This window comes from Kitasatospora sp. NEAU-69, from assembly GCF_057158765.1.
Genome location: NZ_JBWXUE010000050.1, coordinates 1 through 20,393, shown reverse-complemented (window position 1 = coordinate 20,393; position 20,393 = coordinate 1). Strand labels below are relative to the sequence as shown.

Annotated in this window: 2 protein-coding genes; both read left to right on the top strand. The window is 70.9% G+C overall.

Annotation, left to right across the window (positions count from 1 at the left end; all coding sequences use genetic code 11):
* Positions 1–45 precede the first annotated feature (45 nt).
* Positions 46–852, top strand: a complete 807-nt coding sequence (gene dpgD / locus AC060L_RS34785; RefSeq protein WP_483802974.1) for an enoyl-CoA-hydratase DpgD — start codon at positions 46–48, stop codon at positions 850–852.
* 354 nt (positions 853–1,206) lie between these two features.
* Positions 1,207–20,393, top strand: a 19,187-nt coding sequence (locus AC060L_RS34780) for a non-ribosomal peptide synthase/polyketide synthase (RefSeq protein WP_483802973.1), incomplete at its 3' end; no start/stop codon positions are given.

Here is a 20,393-nt window from a genome sequence, read left to right as displayed (position 1 = left end):
ACCGGAATCCAGGGAAATCACCAGTACGACGGAAGGCCGACGGAGTTGGCAGAGGAACTGACCCGGGTCCGCTACGAAAAGCGCGACCGCGTCGCCTATGTGACGCTCGACCGTCCCGCCGCGGCCAATGCGATGGACCTGCGCATGCACGAGGAACTCGCGCTCGTCTGGGACGATTTCGAGGCCGATGACGAGCTCTGGCTGGCCGTCCTCACCGGCGCGGGCGAGCGCGCCTTCTCGGCCGGGCAGGACCTCAAGGAGCTCGCCGGGCGGATCGAGGCGGGCACCGCGGCCCCCTCGACGTTCGGCAGCAGCGGCAAGCCCGGCTGGCCCCGGCTCACCGAGCGCTTCGCACTCACCAAGCCGGTGATCGCCCGGGTCAACGGCCACGCCTTCGGGGGCGGCTTCGAGTTGGCGCTGGCCTGCGACGTCATCGTGGCCGCCGACACGGCCACCTTCGCGCTGCCCGAGGCGAAGCTGGGACTGATCGCCGGCGCGGGCGGGGTCTTCCGGCTGACCCGGCAGGCCCCGCACCGGATCGCGCTCGGCCACCTGATCACCGGCCGCCCGCTGACGGCGGCCCGCGCGTACGAGCTCGGCCTGGTCAACGAGGTCGTCACCGCCGCCGAGCTGGACGACTGCGTGGCGGGCTGGGTGGCGGACATCCTGCGCTGCGCGCCGCTCGCCGTCCGGGCGATCAAGGAGGCGGCGGCGACCGCGGCGACCATGCCGCTGCAACAGGCGTTCCGCACCCGCTACCCGTGGGAGGAGCGCCGGATGTACAGCGAGGACGCCGAGGAGGGTCCGCTCGCGTTCGTCGAGAAGCGGACCCCGCAGTGGAAGGGCCGCTGACACCGGCCTGCCGGCGGGAGAGGCACGCAGCGGGATAGGGATATGTAGCGGGCGGGGTGCGGGCGGTGGTCGCCGGCGCCCCGCCCGTCCCATGTCACCGAGTTGTTCCAGAGTTTGACCTGCGTTCATCCTGCTGGCAGGGGAAGTGACACTGCTTCAGGCAGCGTGACGCCAAGCATGATCAAACAGTTTGCCGGACCATTCGCCGGCGCACTGTCCTACCCATCAGTACGGCAATATCCCCCCCCAGGACACCCACGGATCGTGAGCGGGCGAGGCCGGGTCGGCACCACCGGCATCGGCAGCAGACGCCATTTCGCAGCGGGCCGCTGGTAGACGAACCGGAGCACGAAGATGTCGGACACTCAGGCTGCCACCTTGCCGCTCACGGCCGGACAGTCCGGAATGTGGTTCGCGCAGCATTTGGACCCGTCGAATCCGGCCTATCAGATCGCCGAATGCCTGGAGATCCACGGCTCGGTGGACGCGGAGCTGTTCGAGACCGCGCTGCGGCAGATGGTCGGCGAGGCCGAGATGCTCCGGCTGCGCTTCACCCGGGTCGGCGACCAGGTGCGCCAGAGCGTCTCGCCGGCGGCGCAGGCGCCCGTCCAGCGGTACGACGTGAGCGCCGAGGCCGACCCGTGGGGCGCCGTGCAGGAGTGGATCCGGGCCGACCTGGCGCGTCCGGTCGACCTGGAGAACGGCCCGGCCTTCGCGATGGTGATGTTCCCGGCGGGCCCGGACCGGTTCTTCTGGTACCAGCGCGCCCACCACATCGTCGCCGACGGCTACAGCGGCGCGCTCGTCGCCAACCGGGTCGCCGAGATCTACACCGCCCTGGTCGAGGGACGGCCCACCGGCACCCCGTTCGCGCCGTTCCGCGAGCTGCTGGCGCAGGACGCCGCGTACCGCGCCGGCGAGCAGCTCGCCGAGGACCGCCGCTACTGGACGGACCGCTTCGCCGACCGCCCCGAGCCGGTCGGCCTGGCCGGCCGCTTCGCGCCCGCCTTGCACGACGCCGTCCGGCACCACGTGGACCTCGACCCCGAGACGGCGGACCGGCTGCGCGCCGCCGCCCGCGCCCTGCGCACCAGCCTGCCCGTCCTCGTCACGGCGGCAGCCGCGCTCTACGACCACCGCCTGACCGGCGCCGAGGACGTCGTCCTGGGCCTGCCGGTGACCGGCCGGACCAACCGGCTCCAGCGCACCACCCCCGGCATGCTCGCCAACGTGCTGCCGATCCGGCTGACGCTGCGCCCGCAGACCGGCCTCGCCGAGCTGACCCGGCAGGCCGTCACCGCCATCCGCGAGGGGCTGCGCCACCAGCGCTACCGCTCCGAGGAGCTGCTGCGCGAGCTGGGCCTGGTCGGCAGCGGCGCCCGGCTGTTCGGCACGACCGTCAACGTGATGGCCTTCGACTACGACCTGCGCTTCGCCGGCCTGCCCAGCACCCCGCACAACTTCTCCAACGGTTCGGTCGAGGACCTGTCGTTCGTGCTGTACGACCGGCAGGCCGGCGCGGGCCTGCGGCTGGTCGTCGACGCGAACCCGGCGCTGTACCAGGCCGTTGACGCGGCCGGGCACGCCGAGCGGTTCGCCCGGCTGCTGGAGCTGCTCGCGGCCGTCGAGGACCCGCAGCGCCCGCTCGCGGCCGTCGAGCTGCTCACCGAGCAGGAGCGGCACCGGATCCTGACCGAGTGGAACGACACGGCGGTCGAGGTGCCGACCGGCACGCTGCCGGGGCTGTTCGAGGCGCAGGTCGCCCGGACGCCGGACGCGATCGCGCTCGTGCAGGGCAGCGCCGAGCAGAGCACCGAGTTGGACTACGCCGAGTTGAACGCGCGGGCCAACCGTCTTGCCCGGCTGCTGGTCGAGCGCGGGGTGGGGCCGGAGTCGCTGGTCGGCGTGCTGCTGGAGCGCTCGCCCGATCTGCTGGTCGCACTGCTCGCGGTGCTGAAGGCGGGCGGTGGGTACGTGCCGCTGGACCCCGCGTACCCGGCCGAGCGGCTCGCCTACATGCTCGCCGACGCGCGGCCCTCGGTGCTGCTGACCGAGCGGCAGTGCGCCGGCCAGGCCGGTGAACTCCCGGGCGTGCAGCGGCTGCTGCTCGACGAGACGGTCCTCTCCGGTTACGACGCGGTGGACTTGACCGATGCTGATCGCCTCGCGCCGCTGCGGCCGCAGCATCCTGCGTACGTGATCTACACGTCGGGCTCGACGGGCCGGCCGAAGGGCGTGGTGGTCGCGCACGAGGGGCTGGTGAACTACCTGACCCGGGCCGCCGTGGCCTACCCCGAGGTCAGCGGCGACACGCTGGCGCACGCCTCGATCTCGTTCGACGCCGGTGTCACGGCGCTGTACGGCGCGCTGACCTCCGGCGGCCGGGTGCGACTGGCGGCGCTGGACGGGCAGTTGCCCGCGGAACTGGGCGGTGAGCGGCTGTCGTTCCTGAAGGCGACGTCGAGCCACCTGGCGTACCTGGAGGGGCACTCCGACGCCGACGGCTACGCCCCGAACGGGCGGCTCATGCTCGGCGGCGAGGCGATGCCCGGCCCGCTGATGGTGCAGTGGCGTGAGCGGCACCCGGGTGTGGCGGTGGTGAACCACTACGGTCCGACCGAGGCGACGGTCGGCTGCACGGACTACGTGCTCGACGCGGCTGAGGAGCCGGGCGCGGTGGTGCCGATCGGGCGCCCGATGTGGAACACGCGGGCGTATGTGCTGGACGCCGGTCTGCGTCCGGTGCCTGCGGGTGTGGCCGGCGAACTGTACATCGCTGGCGTGCAGTTGGCGCGCGGCTACCTGGGCCGTGCCGGTCTGACGGCGGAGCGCTTCGTCGCGGACCCGTTCGCTGTTGTCGCTGGTGCGCGGATGTACCGCACGGGTGATGTGGCGCGGTGGCGGGCGGACGGGAACCTGGAGTACCTGGGTCGTGCCGACGACCAGGTGAAGATCCGTGGCTTCCGGATCGAGCTCGGCGAGGTGGAGGCGGCGCTGGCCTCGCACCCGGACGTCGCGCACGCGGTCGTGGTCGTCCGGGAGGACCAGCCGGGTGACCAGCGGTTGGTGGGGTACGTGGTCCCCGCTGACGCAGCTGCCCTGGACCCCTCCGCCGTCCGCGCCCAGCTCGCTGCGTCGCTGCCGGAGTACATGGTCCCGGCGGCGGTGGTGGTGCTGGATGCGCTGCCGCTGACCGTCAACGGCAAGCTCGACCGCCGCGCCCTGCCCGCGCCCGACTTCGCCGCCGCGACGACGTACCGGGCCCCCTCGACGCCGTGCGAGGAGCTGCTGTGCGAGGTGTTCGCGCAGGTGCTCGGCGTGTCGCGGGTCGGCGTCGACGACTCGTTCTTCGAGCTGGGCGGGCACTCGCTGCTGGCGATGACGCTGGTGGAGCGGCTGCGCGAGCGGGGCGTGGCGATCGACGTGCGGACGCTGTTCGCGACGCCGACGGCCGGCGGGCTCGCGGGTGTCGCGGGTGTCGTGGGTGTTGTGGGCGTCGATGAGGGCACTCGGATCGGCGGTGGCGTCGTCGTACCGCCGAACCTGATCCCGGCCGGCGCGCAGGCGATCACCCCCGAGCTGCTGCCGCTGGTGCGGCTGTCCAGCGAGGAGATCGACCGGATCGTCGCGGCCGTCCCCGGCGGCGCGGCCAACGTCGCCGACATCTACCCCCTGGCGCCGCTCCAGGAGGGCATCTTCTTCCACCACCTGATGCGCCTCGCGGGCGGCGGCGACGCGTACGTGGTCCCGGCGGTGATCGGCTTCGACGGCCGTGACCGCCTGCACGGCTTCCTGGCCGCCCTCCAGCAGGTGGTGGACCGCCACGACGTGCTGCGCACCGCCGTCATGTGGGAGGGGCTGCGCGAGCCCGTCCAGGTGGTGCTGCGCGAGGCCGCGATAGCCGTCGAGGAGGTCGTGCTCGACGCCGGGGCGACCGGCCCGGCCGCGGTCACCGCGCTGCTGGCGCGCGGCGCCGTGCCGTTGGACATCGGGCGCGCGCCGCTGGTGCGCGCCTTCACCGCCACCGAGCCGGGCACCGGCCGTGGCCTGCTGCTGCTCCAGCTGCACGACCTGGTCCGCGACCACACGACGATGGAGGTCGTGCTCGACGAGATCCGCGCACTGATGGCCGGGCGCGGCGCCGAGCTGCCCGCCCCGCTGCCGTTCCGCACCTTCGTCGCGCAGGCCCGGGGACAGGTCTCGCGCGAGGAGCACGAGCGCTTCTTCGCCGGGCTGCTGGCCGACGTCAGCGAGCCGACCGCCCCGTTCGGCCTGCTCGACATCCACGGCGAGGGCGCCCGGGTCACCGAGCGCAAGCTGCCGGTCGCCGCCGAGCTCGCGGAGCGGCTGCGGGCGCAGGCCCGGCGGCACGGCGTCAGCGCGGCCACCCTCTTCCACACCGCCTGGGCGCGGATCGTCGCCTCGGCCTCGGGCCGCGACGACGTGGTCTTCGGCACCGTCCTGTTCGGCCGGATGCAGGCCGGCGCCCAGGCCGCCCGGGCCCTCGGCCTCTTCATCAACACCCTCCCGGTGCGCGTCGCCGGCACGGACGTGGGCGTGCTGGACGCCGTCCGCGCGATGCAGGGCCAGCTCGTCGACCTGCTGAGGCACGAGCACGCACCGCTCGCGCTGGCCCAGCGGGCGAGCGGCGTGGCAGCGCAGACGCCGCTGTTCACCTCGCTGCTCAACTACCGCCACACGCCCGGCGGCGGCGTGACCCCGGACGTCGGCATCGAGGGCGCCGAGGTGCTGCACGCCGAGGAGCGCACGTACTACCCCCTCACGGTCTCGGTGGACGACACCGGCGCGGGCTTCGTGCTGACCGTCCAGTCGGCCGCGCCGGTCGATCCGGAGCTGGTGTGCGAGCTGGTGCACACGACCGCCGCGAACGTGGTCGCCGCGCTGGAGACCGCACCCGGTGCGCCCCTGGCCGGCATCGAGGTCCTCTCCGACGAGCGGCGCCGCACTCTGCTGGTGGAGTGGAACGACACTGCTGCTGGTGTGCCGGTGGGGACGTTGCCGGGGTTGTTCGAGGAGCGGGTGGCGCGGACGCCGGATGCGCTGGCGTTGGTGTTCGAGGGCGTTGAGCTCAGCTATGGGGAGTTGAATGCTCGGGCGAATCGTCTTGCTCGGGTGTTGGTCGGGCGGGGTGTGGGGCCGGAGTCGCTGGTCGCGGTGGCGATGGAGCGTTCGGTTGAGCTGGTGGTGGCGCTGCTGGCGGTGCTGAAGGCGGGCGGCGCGTATGTGCCGGTGGATCCGGAGTATCCGGCTGACCGGATTGCGTATGTGCTGGCGGATGCGGCGCCGGTTCTGGTGCTGACGACGGCCGGCGTGGCGGTGGGGGACGGGGTGCCGTGCCTGGTTGTCGATGAGGCTGTTGTCGCTGGTCAGTCTGGTGAGAACTTGGGTGTGGCGGTCGCTACGGGCCACCCGGCGTACGTGATCTACACGTCGGGGTCGACGGGGCGTCCCAAGGGTGTGGCGGTGCCGCATGAGGGCATCGTGAACCGCTTGGCCTGGATGCAGCATGAGTACGGGCTTTCGACTGCGGATCGCGTCTTGCAGAAGACGCCGTTCGGGTTCGACGTGTCGGTGTGGGAGTTCTTCTGGCCGTTGCTGGAGGGTGCTGCGTTGGTTGTGGCGCGTCCCGGTGGTCACCGTGATCCGGCGTACTTGGCGGAGCTGATTCAGGAGCAAGGGGTCACGGTCACGCACTTTGTGCCGTCGATGCTGCAGGTGTTCCTTCAGGAGCCGGCTGCTGGCGCGTGCACCGGGCTGCGCGCTGTGATGTGCAGTGGCGAGGCGCTGCCCGTTGAACTGGCGGACCGGTTCCGGCAGTTGATGGATGTCCCGTTGCACAACCTGTACGGTCCGACGGAGGCTTCGGTCGATGTCACCGCTTGGACCTGCGAGGCCGGCCGTGGTGTCGTGCCGATCGGGCGGCCGGTGTGGAACACCCAGGTCTACGTCTTGGACGCCAACCTCCGGCCTGTTCCGGTGGGTTGCGAGGGCGAGCTGTACCTTGCGGGCATCCAGCTGGCGCGCGGCTATGTGAATCGTGCGGGGCTGACTGCTGAGCGGTTCGTTGCGAACCCGTTCGGTACCGGCGGGAGCCGGATGTACCGCACCGGTGACCTTGCCCGGTGGAGTGCTGACGGGCTGCTTGAGTACCTGGGGCGTACCGATGACCAGGTGAAGCTTCGTGGCTTCCGCATCGAGCTCGGTGAGATCGAGGCCGCGCTGGCCGGGCACCCGGGCGTCGTGCAGGCGACGGTGCTGGTTCGCGAGGACGTTCCGGGTGACAAGCGCCTGGTCGGGTACCTCGTTCCGGTGGGCGACGTCGATCTCGCCGCGGTGCGTGCGCACGTCTCGGCGCTGCTGCCGGAGTACATGGTCCCCGCCGCGCTCGTGGTCCTGGACGCGCTGCCGTTGACCGTCAACGGCAAGCTCGACCGCCGCGCCCTGCCCGCCCCGGACTTCGCTGCGTCCGTGACGACCGGTCGCGCACCGGCCACGGTGCAGGAGGAGATCCTGTGTGGCCTGGTCGCCGAGGTGCTGGGCCTGGCGCAGGTCGGGGTGGACGACAACTTCTTTGATCTGGGCGGGCATTCGCTGCTGGCGACGCGTCTGCTGAGCCGGATCCGTTCGGTGCTGGGTGTGGAGCTGTCGATTCGCGTGCTGTTCGAGGCGCCGACGGTCGCCGCGCTCGCCGGGCGCCTGGATGGTGCGCGGGCGGCGCGTCCGGCGCTTGTCGCGGGTGCGCGTCCGGAGGTCGTGCCGGTGTCGTTCGCGCAGCAGCGGCTTTGGTTCCTGGGCGAGTTGGAGGGACCGAGCGCGACCTACAACATGCCGATGGCGCTGCGTCTCTCCGGTCGGCTCGATGTCGACGCGCTGGAGGCCGCGCTGCGCGATGTCGCAGGTCGGCACGAGGTGCTGCGCACCGTCTTCCCGGCCGTGGACGGGCTGCCGCGCCAGCAGGTGCTGGACTGCGAGGCGCTGGGTTCGCTGCTGACGGTCGTGGATGCCGCCGGCCTCGGTGAGCAGGCGCTGGCGGAGGCGGTGGCCGGGGCATCGGGTCACCTGTTCGACCTGTCAGCTGATCTTCCGCTGCGGGCTTGGCTGTTCGCGGTGGCGCCGGACGAGCATGTGCTGCTTCTGGTGGTGCATCACATCGCCGGTGACGGCTGGTCGATGGGCCCGCTGGCGAGGGACGTGTCGGTCGCCTATGAGGCTCGGCGATCCGGGCAGAGCGCGTACTGGACGGCGTTGCCGGTCCAGTACGCGGACTATGCGGCCTGGCAGCGCGAGCTGTTGGGCGATGAGAACGATCCGGACAGCGTGCTGGCGCAGCAGCTGGCCTACTGGCGTGGCGCGTTGGCCGACCTGCCGGAGGAGCTGGCGCTGCCGGTGCTGCGGGCCCGTCCGGCGGTGGCGAGCCACGAGGGTGGGACCGTCGAGTTCGCCGTTCCGGCCGAACTGCACCGTGGTCTGGTTGATTTGGCGCGCGCCGAGGGTGTGACGGTGTTCATGGTGCTTCAGGCGGCGCTGGCCGTGCTGCTGTCGCGCCTGGGCGCCGGGACGGACATCCCGATCGGGACGCCGGTGGCGGGCCGCACCGATGAGGCGCTCGATGATCTGGTCGGGTTCTTCGTGAACACGCTGGTGATGCGCACGGATCTCTCCGGTGACCCGACGTTCGCGCAGGTGCTGGGCCGGGTGCGTGAGGTGGGTCTGGGTGCGTTCGCGCATCAGGATGTGCCGTTCGAGCGGCTGGTCGAGGAGCTGGCGCCGGTGCGGTCGATGGCGCGTCACCCGCTCTTCCAGGTGATGCTGACGCTCCAGAACAACCGCCAGGCGGTGCTCGACCTGCCCGAGCTGGACGTCCGGCTGCTGCCGACGGGGGAGTCGGCGGCGAGGTTCGACCTGGCCTTCACGCTGGACGAGGTCCTTGCTGCGGACAGTGGGGCGCCGGACGGACTGCGTGGCAGCCTGACGTTTGCATGCGACCTGTTCGATGTGGCGGCTGCTGAGCGGATTGCCGAGCGGTTGGTTCGGGTGCTGCGCGCGGTTGTGGCTGAGCCGCAGGTGTCGGTTGGTCGGGTGGAGGTGTTGGGCGAGGCTGAGCGTCAGCGTGTGCTGGTGGAGTGGAATGACACTGCTGCTGGTGTGCCGGTGGGGACGTTGCCGGGGTTGTTCGAGGCGCAGGTCGCTCGGACTCCCGATGCGGTCGCGCTTGCCTATGAGAGCACCGAGTTGGACTACGCCGAGTTGAACGCTCGGGCGAATCGTCTTGCCCGGGTGTTGGTGGGGCGGGGTGTGGGGCCGGAGTCGCTGGTTGCGGTGGCGATGGAGCGTTCGGTTGAGCTGGTGGTGGCGCTGCTGGCGGTGCTGAAGGCGGGTGGCGCGTATGTGCCGATCGACCCGGAGTACCCGGCTGACCGCATCGCCTACGTGCTGCAGGATGCGGCGCCGGTTCTGGTGCTGACGACGGCCGGTGTGGCCGTGGGCGAGGGCGTGCCGCACCTGGTGTTCGACGAGGCCGTTTTCGCTGGCCAGTCTGGTGAGAACCTGCATGTGGCGGTGGGTGCCGAGCATCCGGCGTACGTGATTTACACGTCGGGCTCGACGGGTCGTCCCAAGGGTGTTGCGGTGCCGCATGAGGGCATCGTCAACCGCCTGGCCTGGATGCAGCACGAGTATGGGCTCTCGGCTGCGGATCGCGTCTTGCAGAAGACGCCGTTCGGGTTCGATGTCTCGGTGTGGGAGTTCTTCTGGCCGTTGCTGGAGGGCGCGACTCTGGTTGTCGCGCGTCCGGGTGGTCACCGTGATCCGGCGTACCTGGCGGAGCTGATTCAGGAGCAGGGGATCACGGTCACGCACTTCGTGCCGTCGATGCTTCAGGTCTTCCTTCAGGAGCCGGCCGCTGCCGCGTGCACCGCGCTGCGGGCCGTCATGTGCAGTGGCGAGGCGCTGCCCGCCGAGTTGCGTGACAGGTTCGATGAGGTGCTCGGCCTGCCGCTGCACAACCTGTACGGTCCGACGGAGGCATCGGTCGATGTCACCGCCTGGACCTGCGAGGCCGATCGTGGTGTCGTGCCGATCGGGCGGCCGGTGTGGAACACCCAGGTCTACGTCCTGGACGCCAACCTTCAGCCTGTCCCGATCGGTTCCGAGGGTGAGCTTTACCTGGCGGGCGTCCAACTGGCGCGCGGCTACGTGAATCGCGCCGCGCTGACTGCCGAGCGGTTCGTCGCGAACCCGTTCGGTGCTCCGGGTGCCCGGATGTACCGCACCGGTGACCTTGCCAGGTGGAGTGCTGACGGGCTGCTCGAGTACCTGGGGCGTACCGATGACCAGGTGAAGCTTCGCGGCTTCCGCATCGAGCTCGGTGAGATCGAGGCCGCACTGGCCGGGCACCCGGGCGTCGTTCAGGCGACGGTGCTGGTCCGCGAGGACGTTCCCGGCGACACGCGCCTGGTCGGCTACCTCGTCCCGGCCGAGGATGTTGACCTCGCTGCCGTCCGTGCCCACCTGGCAGCTCAGCTGCCGGAGTACATGGTCCCGGCCGCGCTCGTCGTCCTTGACGCGCTGCCGCTGACCGTCAACGGCAAGCTCGACCGCCGCGCCCTGCCGGCTCCGGACTTCACGGTGGCAGTGGCGCATCGACTTCCCTCGACGCCGCAGGAGGAGATCCTGTGCGAGGTCTTCGCGCAGGTGCTGGGTCTGGCGCAGGTCGGGGTGGACGACAACTTCTTTGATCTGGGCGGGCATTCGCTGCTGGCCACCCGCCTGGTGAGCCGGATCCGTTCGGTGTTGGGCGTCGAGCTGTCGATCCGGGCGCTGTTCGAGGCACCGACGGTCGCCGCGCTCGCCGGGCGTCTCGGTGGTGCGGCTCAGGCGCGTCCGGCGCTTGTCGCCGGTGCGCGTCCGGAGGTCGTGCCGGTGTCGTTCGCGCAGCAGCGGCTCTGGTTCCTGGGCGAGCTGGAGGGACCGAGCGCGACCTACAACATTCCGTTGGCTCTGCGCCTGACCGGTGCCCTGGACGTGGCGGCCCTGGAGGCCGCGCTGCGAGATGTCGTTGCTCGGCACGAGGTGCTGCGCACGGTCTTCCCGGCCGTCGATGGCCAGCCGCACCAGCACATTCAGCACCCGGACTCGGTCGGATCGTTGCTGACGGTCGTGGAGGCCGCCGGGCTCGATGCGAAGCAGTTCGCTGCGGCAGCTGAGTACGGCTTCGACCTTTCGGCCGAACTGCCGCTGCGCGCAACGCTCTTCACTGTGGCGCCGGATGAGCATGTGCTGCTGCTGGTGGTGCATCACATCGCCGGTGATGGCTGGTCGATGGGTCCGCTGGCGAGGGATGTGTCGGCCGCCTACCAGGCGCGGCTGACGGGCGACGCTCCGAGCTGGGAGCCGCTGCCGGTGCAGTACGCGGACTATGCGGTGTGGCAGCGGGAGTTGCTCGGTGCGCCGGAGGACGCTGGGAGTGTGCTGGCGCAGCAGTTGGCCTACTGGCATGGCGCGTTGGCCGACCTGCCGGAGGAGCTGGCGTTGCCGGTGCTCCGGGCCCGTCCGGCGGTGGCGAGTCATGAGGGTGGGACCGCTGAGCTGTCGATCGACGCTGATCTGCACCGTGCTGTGGCCGAGTTGGCGCGGGCCGAGGGTGTGACCGTGTTCATGGTGCTTCAGGCGGCGTTGGCCGTGCTGCTGTCGCGCCTGGGTGCGGGTACGGATATCCCGATCGGTACGCCGGTGGCGGGTCGGACGGATGAGGCGCTCGATGATCTGGTCGGGTTCTTCGTGAACACGCTGGTGATGCGGACCGACCTGTCCGGTGACCCGACGTTCGCGCAGGTGCTGGGTCGGGTGCGTGAGGTGGGTCTGGGTGCGTTCGCGCATCAGGATGTGCCGTTCGAGCGGCTGGTCGAGGAGCTGGCGCCGGTGCGGTCGATGGCGCGTCACCCGCTCTTCCAGGTGATGCTGACTTTGCAGAACACCACCGAGGCGGTGCTCGACCTGCCCGGACTCGACGCGAGTCTGCTGCCGGCCGGACAGGCCCCGGCCAAGTTCGACCTGGCCTTCACCCTCGGCGAGTCCTTCGCTGCTGATGGCTCCCCGGCTGGGCTGAGCGGGAACCTGACGTTCGCGCTCGACCTGTTCGATGTGGCGGCTGCTGAGCGGATTGCCGAGCGGTTGGTCCGGGTGCTGCGTGCGGTCGTTGCCGAGCCGCAGCTGTCGGTTGGTCGGGTGGAGGTGTTGGGCGAGGCTGAGCGTCAGCGTGTGCTGGTGGAGTGGAACGACACTGCTGCTGGTGTGCCGGTGGGGGCGTTGCCGGGGTTGTTCGAGGCGCAGGTGGCGCGGACCCCGGATGCGACGGCGTTGGTGTTCGAGGGCGTTCAGCTCAGCTATGGCGAGTTGAATGCTCGGGCGAATCGTCTTGCCCGGGTGCTGGTCGGGCGGGGTGTGGGGCCGGAGTCGCTCGTCGCGGTGGCGATGGAGCGCTCCGCCGACCTGGTGGTCGCGCTGCTCGCGGTGCTGAAGGCGGGCGGCGCGTACGTACCGGTGGATCCGGAGTATCCGGCTGACCGGATCGCGTATGTGCTGGCAGACGCGGCGCCGGTTCTGGTGCTGACGACGCCCGGTGTGGCCGTGGGCGAGGGCGTGCCACACCTGGTCTTGGATGAGGCTGTCATCGCCGACGAGTCCAGCGAGAACCTGGGCGTGGCGGTCGCTGCGGCCCACCCGGCGTACGTGATTTACACGTCGGGCTCGACGGGCCGTCCCAAGGGCGTTGCGGTGCCGCATGAGGGCATCGCCAACCGCCTGGCCTGGATGCAGCATGAGTACGGGCTCTCGACTGCGGATCGCGTCTTGCAGAAGACGCCGTTCGGGTTCGACGTTTCCGTGTGGGAGTTCTTCTGGCCGCTGCTGGAAGGCGCTGCGCTGGTTGTCGCGCGTCCCGGAGGTCACCGTGATCCGGCGTACCTGGCGGAGCTGATTCAGGAGCAGGGGGTCACGGTCACGCACTTTGTGCCGTCGATGCTTCAGGTGTTCCTTCAGGAGCCGGCTGCTGCCGCGTGTACCGGGCTGCGCGCTGTGATGTGCAGTGGCGAGGCGTTGCCCGCCGAGCTGCGTGACAGGTTCGACGAGGTACTCGGCCTGCCGCTGCACAACCTCTACGGCCCGACGGAGGCATCGGTCGATGTCACCGCCTGGACCTGCGAAGCCGACACCAGCACCATGCCGATCGGGCGGCCGGTGTGGAACACCCAGGTCTACGTCCTGGACGCCAACCTTCAGCCTGTGCCGGTGGGTTGCGAGGGCGAGCTGTACCTTGCGGGCATCCAGCTGGCGCGCGGCTACGTCAACCGTGCGGCGCTCACCGCCGAGCGCTTCGTCGCGAACCCGTTCAGCGTTGCCGGGAGCCGGATGTACCGCACCGGTGACCTCGCCCGCTGGGGCTCCGACGGGCTGCTCGAGTACCTGGGTCGGACCGACGACCAGGTGAAGCTTCGCGGCTTCCGTATCGAGCTTGGTGAGATCGAGGCCGCGCTGGCCGCCCATCCGGGCGTCGTTCAGGCGACCGTGCTCGTCCGCGAGGACGTTCCCGGTGACAAGCGCCTGGTCGGCTACCTCGTCCCGGCCGAGGACGTTGACCTCGCTGCCGTCCGTGCCCACCTGGCCGCCCAGCTGCCGGAGTACATGGTCCCCGCCGCGCTCGTCGTCCTCGACGCGCTGCCGCTGACCGTCAACGGCAAGCTCGACCGCCGCGCCCTTCCCGCCCCCGGCCTGTCGCCAGGTTCGGAGCGAGCTCCGCGCACGCCGCAGGAGGAGGTGCTGGCCGCGCTGTTCGGCGAGATCCTCGGGGTGGACCGGGCCGTCGGCATCGATGACAGCTTCTTCGAGCTCGGCGGCCACTCGCTGCTGGCCACCCGCCTGGTGAGCCGGATCCGTTCCGTCCTCGGCGTCGAGCTGTCGATCCGCGCGTTGTTCGAGGCGCCGACGGTCGCCGCGCTCGCCGAGCGCCTCGGTGCTGCCGCCCAGGGCCGTCCGGCGCTGACGGCCGGGCTGCGCCCGGAGGTGGTGCCGGTGTCGTTCGCGCAGCAGCGGCTCTGGTTCCTGGGCGAGTTGGACGGGCCGAGCGCGACCTACAACATCCCGCTGGGCCTGCGACTCACGGGCCGGCTGGATGCCGACGCCCTGGCGGCCGCGCTGTGCGATGTCGCGGGTCGGCACGAAGTGCTGCGCACCGTCTTCCCCGCCATCGACGGGCAGCCGCACCAGCAGATTCTGGCGCCCGAGGCACTCGGTTCGTTGCTGACGGCCGTGGACGCCGCTGCGCTCGATGAGCAGGCGCTGGCTGCGGCGGTGGCCGAGGCATCGGGCCACGCCTTCGACCTGTCGGCCGAAGTACCCCTGCGGGCTTGGCTGTTCACGCTCGCGCCGGACGAGCACGTGCTGCTGCTGGTGGTGCACCACATCGCGGGTGACGGCTGGTCGATGGGCCCGCTCGCGCGCGACGTCTCGGCCGCCTACCAGGCGCGACTGACGGGCGACGCTCCGAGCTGGGAGCCGCCGGCCGTGCAGTACGCGGACTACGCCCTCTGGCAGCGCGAGCTGCTGGGCGAGGAGGACGCCCCGGGTAGCGTGCTCTCCGAGCAACTGGCCTACTGGCGAACTGCTCTGGCTGACCTGCCGGAGGAGTCGGCCCTGCCGGCCGTGCGGCCGCGCCCGGCGGTGGCGAGCCACCGGGGCGAGACCGTCGAGCTCGCGATATCAGCCGAACTGCACGAGCAGCTGGTCCAGTTGGCGCGGTCCGAAGGCGTGACCGTCTTCATGGTGCTCCAGGCGGCGCTGGCCGTACTGCTGTCGCGCCTGGGGGCGGGTACGGATATCCCGATCGGTACGCCGGTGGCGGGCCGCACCGATGACGCGCTCGATGATCTGGTCGGGTTCTTCGTGAACACGCTGGTGATGCGCACCGATCTCTCCGGTGACCCGACGTTCGCCCAGCTGCTGGGCCGGGTGCGCGAGACGGGCCTGGGGGCGTTCGCGCACCAGGACATACCCTTCGAGCGGCTGGTCGAGGACCTGGCGCCGGCGCGGTCGATGGCCCGCCACCCGCTCTTTCAGGTGATGCTCTCGCTGCAGAACAACGCGCGCGCCGTGCTGGACGTCCCCGGCCTCACGGCGGCTGCGCTGCCGCCGGCTCAGGCCCCGGCCAAGTTCGACCTGGAGTTCGCGCTGGGCGAGGCCTTCGAGCCCGACGGCGGACCGGCCGGGCTGCGTGGCGGTCTCACCTTCGCGCTCGACCTGTTCGACACCGAGGCCGCGCAGCGGATCGCCGAGCGTTTCGTGCGGGTGCTGGCGGGCTTGGTGGCCGAGCCGCAGCGGCCGGTCGAGTCCGTCGAGGTGCTGGACGAGGCAGAGCGCCGGTCGCTGCTGACCGAGTGGAACGACACGGCGGCGGAGTTCCCGGGCGGGTCGCTGGCGGAGCTGTTCGCGGCGCAGGTGGCGCGGACTCCTGGTGCGGTGGCGTTGGTGCACGAGGGCGTGGAGCTCAGCTACGCGGAGTTGGATGCGCGGGCCGGCCGTCTGGCGGCTCGGCTGGTCGCCTGCGGTGTGGGTGCCGAGCGCGGCGTGGCAGTGTTGATGGAGCGTTCCGCCGATCTGGTGGTGGCGCTGCTGGCGGTGGTGAAGGCGGGCGGGTTCTACGTTCCGCTGGACGCGCGCTACCCGCAGGCGCACCGCATGCTGATCGTGGGCGAGACCGGTGCGAGCGTGGTCCTCACCGACGCCGCATCCGTTGCGCAGGCCGGCGAGCTGGGCATCACCGTGCTGGTTGTCGGCGAGGATGCCGGCGAGTCGCCGGTGGCGGTCGATGTTCCGTGCAGCGCAGACCAGTTGGCGTATGTGATGTACACCTCCGGTTCGACGGGCCAGCCGAAGGGCGTGGCGGCCACCCAGCGGGACGTGATCGCGCTCGCGATGGACCGCCGATTCGCGGGCGGCGCTTTCGACCGGGTGCTGCTGCACTCGCCGCACTCCTTCGACGCCTCGACCTTCGAGCTGTGGACGCCGCTGCTGAGGGGCGGCCGAGTCGTGGTGGCGCCTGCGGGAGACCTCACGGCGGCCGCACTGGGCCGTCTGGTCAGCGGTCACGGCGTCACGGGCCTGTTCATCACCATCGGCCTCTTCGGGCTGGTGGCGGAGGAGGATCCCGGCTGCTTTGCGGGAGTCCGCGAGGTCTGGACGGGCGGTGACGTGGTCTCCCCGGCGCTGGTGGCCCGGGTGCTGGAGGCATGCCCCGGCACGGCGGTGATCAACGTCTACGGCCCCACCGAGACGACCACGTTCGCCGTCAGCCACACCGTGACCGACGTGCGCGGTCTGCTGCCGATCGGCCGTCCGCTCGACAACACCCGGGCGTACGTGCTGGATCGCGGGTTGCGTCCGGTGCCGGTCGGCAGTGTGGGCGAGCTCTACATCGGAGGGACGGGCGTCGCTCGCGGCTACCTGGGTCGGCCGGGCCTGACGGTGGAACGGTTCGTCGCGGATCCCTTCGGGCCTGCGGGAACCCGGATGTACCGCACCGGTGACCTGGCCCGGTGGAACCGGCACGGCGAGCTGGAGTTCGCCGGCCGGGCCGACCAGCAGGTCAAACTGCGCGGGTTCCGGATCGAGTTGGGCGAGATCGAGGCAGCGCTGACCGGCCACGATGGCGTCGCGTACGCGATGGCGTCCGTGCGGGAGGACGCACCGGGTGACAAGAGGCTGATCGGCTACGTCGTCCCGGCAGACGGCGACGCCGCCGGGCTCGACCTGGCCGCCGTGCGGGCGCGGCTCGCGGCCTCGCTGCCGGAGTACATGGTCCCGGCCGCGCTCGTCGTGCTGGACGCGCTGCCGCTGACCGTCAACGGCAAGCCGGACCGGCGCGCGCTGCCGGCACCCGACTTCGCCGCCACGACGCCGTACCTGGCTCCGTCGACGCCCCGCGAGGAGCTGCTGTGCGAGCTGTTCGCTCAGGTGCTGGGGCTGGAGCTGCCGCAGGTCGGCGTTGACTCCGACTTCTTCGAGCTGGGCGGGCATTCGCTGCTGGCGACCCGCCTGGTCAGCCGAATCCGCTCGGTGTTCGCGGTGGAGCTGCCGATCCGGGCGCTCTTCGAGACGCCGACGGTCGCCGGACTCGCGGCCCGCCTGACCCAGGCGGCCGCGGCGCGTCCCGCCCTTGTCGCGGGTGCGCGTCCGGAGGTGGTGCCGGTGTCGTTCGCGCAGCAGCGGCTCTGGTTCCTGGGGGAGTTGGAGGGGCCGAGTGCGACCTACAACATCCCGATGGCGCTTCGGCTTTCGGGCCTGCTGGATGCCGAGGCGCTGGAGGCCGCGCTGCGGGATGTCGCCGGTCGGCACGAGGTACTGCGGACGGTGTTCCGGACCGTGGACGGCCAGCCGAGCCAGCAGATCCTGGCGCCCGATGCCCTCGGCTCGCTGCTGACGGTCGTGGATGCCGATGGCCTGGACGAGCCGGCGCTCGCTGCGGCAGTGGCCGGCGCGGCCGGGCACGCGTTCGACCTGGCATCGGATGTTCCGTTGCGGGCTTGGTTGTTCGCGGCGGAGCCGAAGGAGCATGTGCTGCTGTTGGTGGTGCATCACATCGCCGGTGATGGTTGGTCGATGGGTCCGCTGGCGCGGGATGTGTCGGTGGCGTATCAGGCGCGGCTGACGAGCGAGGCTCCGAGCTGGGAGCCGTTGCCGGTGCAGTATGCGGATTATGCGGTGTGGCAGCGGGAGTTGCTGGGTTCGCCGGAGGACGCTGGGAGTGTGCTGGCGCAGCAGCTGGGGTACTGGCGGGCTGCTCTGGCTGGTCTGCCGGAGGAGTTGGCGTTGCCGGTGGTTCGGGCCCGTCCGGCGGTGGCGAGTCACGAGGGCGGTACTGCTGAGCTGTTCGTGGGTGCTGATCTGCACGCTCGTGTCGCGGAGTTGGCGCGGGCTGAGGGTGTGACGGTGTTCATGGTGCTTCAGGCGGCGTTGGCCGTGCTGTTGTCGCGCCTGGGTGCGGGGACGGATATTCCGATCGGGACGCCGGTGGCGGGTCGCACGGATGAGGCGCTTGATGATCTGGTCGGGTTCTTCGTGAACACGCTGGTGATGCGGACTGATCTGTCCGGGGATCCGACGTTCGCGGAGCTGTTGGGTCGGGTGCGTGAGGTGGGTCTGGGTGCGTTCGCGCATCAGGATGTGCCGTTCGAGCGGCTGGTCGAGGAGCTGGCGCCGGTGCGCTCGATGGCGCGTCACCCGCTCTTCCAGGTGATGCTGACCTTGCAGAACAACGCGCAGGCGGTGCTCGACCTGCCCGGCCTGCAGACCGCCTTCCTCCCGGCGCGAGAGCCGGCCGCGAGGTTCGACCTGGCTTTCACCCTGGGCGAGGCCTTCGGCGTCGCCGGTGAACCGGCGGGCCTGACCGGGACGCTCGCGTTCGCGCGTGACCTGTTCGATGCTGCGGACGCGGAGCGGATCGTCGAGCGTTTCGTGCGGGTGCTGGCGGCTGTGGTGGCTGAGCCTGGGCAGTCGGTTGACCGGGTCGAGGTGCTGGATCAGGCGGAACGTCGGCAGCTGCTCGTGGAGTGGAACGACACCGCGCGCGAGGTGCCGGCCGCCACGTTGCCGGGGCTGTTCGAGGCGCAGGTCGCTCGGACTCCCGATGCGGTCGCGCTTGCACATGAGAGCACCGAGTTGGACTACGCCGAGTTGAACGCTCGGGCGAACCGTCTTGCTCGTCTGCTGGCCGGGCGGGGTGTGGGGCCGGAGTCGCTGGTTGCGGTGCTCTTGGAGCGTTCGGCGGATCTGGTCGTCGCGCTGCTGGCGGTGTTGAAGTCGGGCGGTGCGTATGTGCCGATCGACCCGGAGTATCCGGCCGACCGGATCGCCTACATGCTCGGCGATGCTCAGCCCTCGGTGCTGCTGACCTCGCGGCAGTGCGTGGAGAGCGCGGGACAGGTCCCGGGCGTGGAGTTGCTGCTGCTCGACGAGACGGAGCTCTCGGGCTACGACGCTGCTGATCTCACGGACGCTGATCGTGTCGTGCCGCTGCGGCCGCAGCATCCTGCGTATGTGATCTACACGTCGGGTTCGACGGGTCGGCCGAAGGGTGTGGTGGTCGCACACGAGGGTCTGGTGAATTATCTGGCGCGTTGCTGGGTGGTGTATCCGGAGCTTGGTGGCGGGACGTTGTTGCATGCGTCGATTTCGTTCGATGCGGGTGTGACGGCGTTGTATGGCGCGTTGACGTGTGGTGGTCGGGTGCGGGTGGCGGCGGTGGATGAGGGTCTGCCGTCGGTGCTGGCGGGGGAGCGGTTGTCGTTCCTGAAGGCGACGCCGAGTCATGTGTCGTATCTGGAGGCGTTGGCTGATGCGGCGGTGTGTGTGCCGTCGGGTCGGATGATGGTCGGTGGTGAGGCGGTGCCGGGTGCGTTGATCGAGTCCTGGCGTGGGCGTCATCCGGGTGTGGCGGTGGTGAACCACTACGGTCCGACCGAGGCGACCGTCGGCTGCACGGACTACCTGCTCGACGCGGACGAGGAGCCGGGTGCGATCGTGCCGATCGGGCGTCCGATGTGGAACACGCGGGCGTACGTGCTGGACGCGGGCCTGCGTCCGGTGCCTGCGGGGGTGGCGGGTGAGCTGTACATCACTGGTGTGCAGTTGGCGCGCGGCTACCTGGGCCGTTCGGCCCTGACATCGGAGCGGTTCGTCGCGGACCCGTTCGCGACCGCCGCAGGCAGCCGGATGTACCGGACCGGTGATGTGGCGCGGTGGCGGGCGGACGGGAACCTGGAGTACCTGGGCCGTGCCGATGACCAGGTGAAGATCCGTGGCTTCCGGATCGAACTCGGCGAGATCGAAGCCGCACTGGCCTCGCACCCGGATGTCGCGCAGGCCGTGGCGATCGTCCGCGAGGACGTAGCGGGCGACAAGCGTCTGGTGGGCTATGTGGTCTCGGCGGCCGATCCGAGCGAGGTGCGGGCGCACGTGGCGGCCTCGTTGCCGGAGTACATGGTGCCGGCCGCGGTGGTGGTTCTCGACGCGTTGCCGTTGACCGTCAACGGGAAGCTGGACCGGCGGGCTCTGCCCGCGCCGGACTTCACGGCCGCTGCTACGTATCGGGCGCCCGCGACGGCGCGTGAGGAGGTCCTGTGTGAGGTCTTCGCCGAGGTCCTGGGCGTGGCCCGGGTCGGCGTGGATGACAACTTCTTCGAGCTGGGCGGGCACTCGCTGCTCGCGGTGACGCTGGTGGAGCGGCTGCGCGGGCGCGGCGTCCAGGTCAACGTCCGCGCCCTGTTCGCCGCCCCCACCGTGGCGGGTCTGGCCGAGGGCGCCGGACGCGGCGAGGTCGTCGTTCCGCCCAACCGGATCCCGTCCGACGCGCGCGAGATCACCCCGGACATGCTGCCCCTGGTCGAGCTCACACCCGAGCAGATCGACCAGATCACGGCCGTCTTCCCCGGTGGCGCGGCGAACATCGCCGACATCTACCCCCTCGCACC